Consider the following 4,156-nt stretch of genomic DNA (forward strand, 5'->3'; position numbering starts at 1 on the left):
CCCCGCCGCTACCGAAACCGCGACATTGAAACCAGACCGATTGCGAGCATGCGAACCTTCGTACTCAGAGCCCGGGCGGCACCCACGGACAGTCAGAAACTCCTTGCCGCAGTCGGCCAGGAGGCGCACACCGAGATCCTCGCGCACACGCTGATGAACGCCATCTTCGTCGCGCAGTCGCATCGCCCCGACGTCGTCGTGTACCTGGTCCTGGAGAGCACGCAGGACTACTCGCGAACGATCCGTTTCGACGCAAGCGAAATGCACGACATCGGCGGCTTTCACGAGCAGGCGTTGCTCGGCAAGATCGCGAAGGCGCTGGACGTGTCCCGGGGAATGGGCAAGGAAGAGACGCGGCCCGTGGAGACCGGCGTCGTCGTGCGCACGATCAGTTTCGAGCGGCTCGTCGCCGAGCTCGCCGAACACAGCCCGCTCTATGTCATGGACCGCAAGGGGACGCCGATGCGCGAACAGACGTTCGCCGCGGATCCCTGCTTCCTGCTGACCGACCACATCCCGATGCCGAAGAAGACCTTCCACAGTCTCGAGCGCCAGGGAGCGAAGAAGATCTCGCTCGGATCGAAGATGCTGTTCGCCTCGCAGTGCGTGGTGCTGATCCATCATGAACTGGATCAGCGTTAGCGGCCGGAATCGGTCGCCGCGAATCGGGAATCGCCGGAGCCGGAGCGCCGGCGCTCGTTTCAACCGTGCGCCGTGCTCTCGTCGTTGCCGGCCGCAGCCTGCGCATTCCGGCATTCGCCCTGGCAAACTCGGCACTCCCGCCCGCCAGCTGACACGCGCCGGTCTCGCCATGGAAAATTCAAAGGTATTTGCCCTCCCGTTCGCAAAGATCTATCCGCTCTACGTAAAGAAAGCCGAGACGAAGGGACGCACGAAAGCCGAGCTCGACACCGTGATCGGCTGGCTGACCGGTTACGACGCACAGGGTCTGCAGCGGCAGATCGACGCGGGAAACGACCTGCAGACGTTTTTCGCGCAGGCGCAGCTTCATCCGAATGCGTCGAAGATCACCGGCACGATCTGCGGTCACCGCATCGAAGCCATCGACGACGAGCTCATGCGGAAGATCCGCTACATGGACAAGCTCGTCGACGAACTGGCCAAGGGCAAGGCGATGGAGAAGATCCTGCGGAAGTAGCCGCGCGCCGCCCGGAAGATCGCGTCGTCGCCGATCGTTCGCAGAAACATCCGTCGCGGACGGCAACGCGCTGTCGCGATGCCGTCGCGATTGCCGAACGGCCGTGCCTTCCCGCAGACGCCAGTGTCCTGTTCCGCAAATACGTTGAAAAAAATTTCGGCTGGATTTCGTCGCGAGACCAGGCGCACCGAGGCGCCAGCGGCGCTGCGGCATGCCTCGGCAGACGACCGCGCCCCTTGCACGGCGGCCGCATCCTACGCATTTGCCCGCGCACGCGGCATACCGCTGCCGTACGGTCTATCGCATGCCGGATCTGCGCCACGGATCCGCCATGCCGGCCGGAAACCCGACCTGCGGGCCAGAAATTCGCGCTGTGAATTCTTAGAAAATATTTCAACGTTGCCTGCGCCGACGGAACGCGCGCCGCACGCGTCGCGTCACGCGAACCCGACGGCAAAATCCCGCTGACTGTGCGAAACCGCAGCCGGTCCGTGTCTCAGCGCCTGCAAGCCGCCCTGCAGAGCCGCTCGATCACCCGGCTCCCCTCCTCCGCCTCGCGCGCATCCGCCGGCGAGAATTCGGTCACCGTGAAGCCGACGAGATCGGCTTCGCGCGCGATGCGAGCGACCAGCGCGACGGCGTCGTCGACGGCGAGATCGCCGTCGGTATAGGCCAGATACGGGAATTCGCGCGGGTCGAGCACGTCGAGATCGAAGTGGATATGTACAGGACCGCGCAACGGATGTTCCGGCGCGAAGGTCTTCAGGTCGAGTTCGCGCTGCAGCGCCCAGTCGCCGTCGTCGCCGACGCGGATGCCGCAATAGCGGAATCGGGCCGGGTCGATCGGCGCGCCGAGAAACGGCCGCATCGGCGCCGGCGCGCGGCCGAGAATCGCGGCGACCGGCATGCCGTGGAAGCTGCCGCTCGGCGAGGTCTCGGGCGTGTTCGCGTCGAGGTGCGCGTCGATCCAGATCACCGTGAGTCCGGGATGGACGCGGTGCAGATAGTCGATCACCGCGACGTCGACCGCGCAGTCGCCGCCGGCCGTCAGCACGCGCCGCGCGCCCGAGCGCGCGAGGAGATCCTGCGCGCTGCGGAACTGTTCGAGGATCGCATGCCAGCGCCGGACGCCGTGCGCATCGCCGTCGGCATCGCTGGCCGGAACCTGCGTCCGCGGCGCGAAACGACCGCAGACATCCGCCGCGGCTGCGGCGCCGCGTGCAAGGTTCTGATGTCGCCCCGAGCCCTGCCACTGCGGATAGGCCAGGACCAGGTCGAACGCGTTCGACGTCGATTGCATCGGACTGCCTCGTGCGTTGTCGCGCGTGCGGACGCGGCGACGTTTTCTTCTACACATCGCAGCTTCCCTCTACCGCATTCCACGGCAGAGGGAGGCCGCAGCGACGACCTTACTTCGTCCGCACGATCGCCGTCGTCAGCGGCGCCGTCGGCGAGACGCCGCCCTGGGTCAGGACGATCGTCGCGGTCTGCCCCGCGGCGATGCCGAAGCGCGCATAGCGCGTACCGCCGCCGGGACCGAGCACGAAGTTGGACAACGCGACGCCGTCGGTCAGCGGATTGACAGTCAACTGATACGTACCATTCAGCGCGATGTACATCGAACGGTAGTTCCACGTCGGGATCGTGTACTCCGGTGCGACGCCGGCGACGGCGTCGTCGGTATACAGCGCGATCAGGAAATCGCGCGCCCAGTCGTCGAGGTCCACGCCCGCGCCCATGACGCCCTGCAGGTTCGCGCGGCCGACCGCCGTCGAATTCAGCAGTGCGCCGAGCTGCACCGCATCGCCGGTGTTTTTCCGGTCGATCAGGTAGCGCAGGAACATGGAGGTACCCATGTAGTTGATCGCGGCATTTTCATGGACTGTCGGCGTCGTGCCGGCGTTGTGCGGGTTCTCGCGCAGCGGGCCGAAGCGCTTGTTGCCGTTGCTCCCGCCGAGCTGGAGCAGGAACGCTCGCGCCCCGCCGAACATCGGGTTCTCGTAGGTGTTGAACGCGGCCACGCGCTGCGCCGCATTGGGTCCGGTCGTCAGGTTGGACACGATGATGTTGCTGCGCGGCGCGATTCCGGTGATGTTGTGGAATACGAGACTCTGCAGCATGTAGGCGAGCGCCTCGTCGAGCCACATCTGTTCGAGCTGCGGCGCGCCGTTGATGTAGATATGACGCGTCGCACTCAGCAGATGCTCGTAGTGGTGCGTGATCGTCGGTCCGGCGTTGCCGTAGACCTGCGAATACGTGCGCACGTTGCTGTTCACCGACCCGGTCGGGTCCGGCACCATCATGTAGAGCATTTCGCTCTCGTTGCTCGCGGGACAGCTGCCCGGCGCCGACGAGAACAGGTCGCGCGACTGGAACATGCCCGGGACCATCTGCGAGCTCGCCGGTGCCGTGAGCTCGTTCATCTTTTTCGTGAACAGCACGATCACGCCGCCGTTCGCGTCGAGATCGGTCAGCTCGCCGAAGTTCGCCGTGGCGATGTCGATCATGCCGGTCTTCTGCAGCGAGCTGGGCGTCGAACCGCTGCCGACGGGCGTCGAGCCGGGAGGTGCCTGCACCATCGAGTCGATGATGTTCTGGAAATCGACGGTCTGGAAACCGCCGGGGACGACCGGGTGCCAGTCGCCGGCGCCGGAGCTGGTTTCTTCGACTTCCTGCAGCGCGTACAGCACCTGCTGGCCCGTCGACTGCGGCGTCGTGATCGCCTCGACACGCGCCTTGCGCAGGTCGAGCGCGCTCGAGCAACCCAGCGACACGTTGACGTCGACGAGCTGGCCGACCGTCAGCGGTCCGGAGATCTTCGTGCGGCCCCGGATCAGATCCGACGGCAGCGGATCGCGGCCGCCCGGCAGCGGCGAGCGGTTCGAGAACGTGTCGGCAGCGGTGCCGTGCATATCGACCGGATCGGCGTTCCCGGCGGCAAAGTCCGGCAGCTCGTACGGCACGAGCGGCGACGGTTCCGGACGCGGCGACGGCGGG

4 protein-coding genes are annotated in these 4,156 nt (G+C 66.1%); 2 read left to right on the forward strand and 2 right to left on the reverse strand.

Annotation, left to right across the window (positions count from 1 at the left end; genetic code table 11):
* Both trmY and VLF18_RS11395 read left to right on the forward strand, forming a co-directional pair.
* On the forward strand, positions 1-642 hold a 642-nt coding region (gene trmY / locus VLF18_RS11390), incomplete at its 5' end, for a tRNA (pseudouridine(54)-N(1))-methyltransferase TrmY (RefSeq protein WP_325279741.1).
* A 169-nt stretch (positions 643-811) separates the two neighbouring features.
* Positions 812-1,159, forward strand: a complete 348-nt coding sequence (locus tag VLF18_RS11395) for a DUF2200 domain-containing protein (RefSeq protein ID WP_325279742.1) — start codon at positions 812-814, stop codon at positions 1,157-1,159.
* A gap of 496 nt (positions 1,160-1,655) precedes the next feature.
* On the opposite strand, the gene VLF18_RS11400 is transcribed toward VLF18_RS11395, so the two are convergent.
* The gene (locus VLF18_RS11400; protein ID WP_325279743.1) at positions 1,656-2,459 is read right to left on the reverse strand and encodes an arginase family protein; all 804 of its coding nucleotides are present in this window, start codon (positions 2,457-2,459) and stop codon (positions 1,656-1,658) included.
* Between the two features lie 109 nt (positions 2,460-2,568).
* Positions 2,569-4,156: hypothetical protein (locus VLF18_RS11405; RefSeq protein ID WP_325279744.1), on the reverse strand; the 1,588-nt coding region annotated here is incomplete at its 5' end.

It is taken from the genome of Tahibacter sp., assembly GCF_035481375.1.
Lineage (GTDB): Bacteria > Pseudomonadota > Gammaproteobacteria > Xanthomonadales > Rhodanobacteraceae > Tahibacter.

What these genes read in the sequence shown, in the direction of transcription:
- VLF18_RS11400 (WP_325279743.1), bottom strand. Translation starts at nt 2,459, where the DNA reads ATGCAATCGACGTCGAACGCGTTCGACCTGGTCCTGGCCTATCCGCAG.
- VLF18_RS11395 (WP_325279742.1), top strand. Translation starts at nt 812, where the DNA reads ATGGAAAATTCAAAGGTATTTGCCCTCCCGTTCGCAAAGATCTATCCG.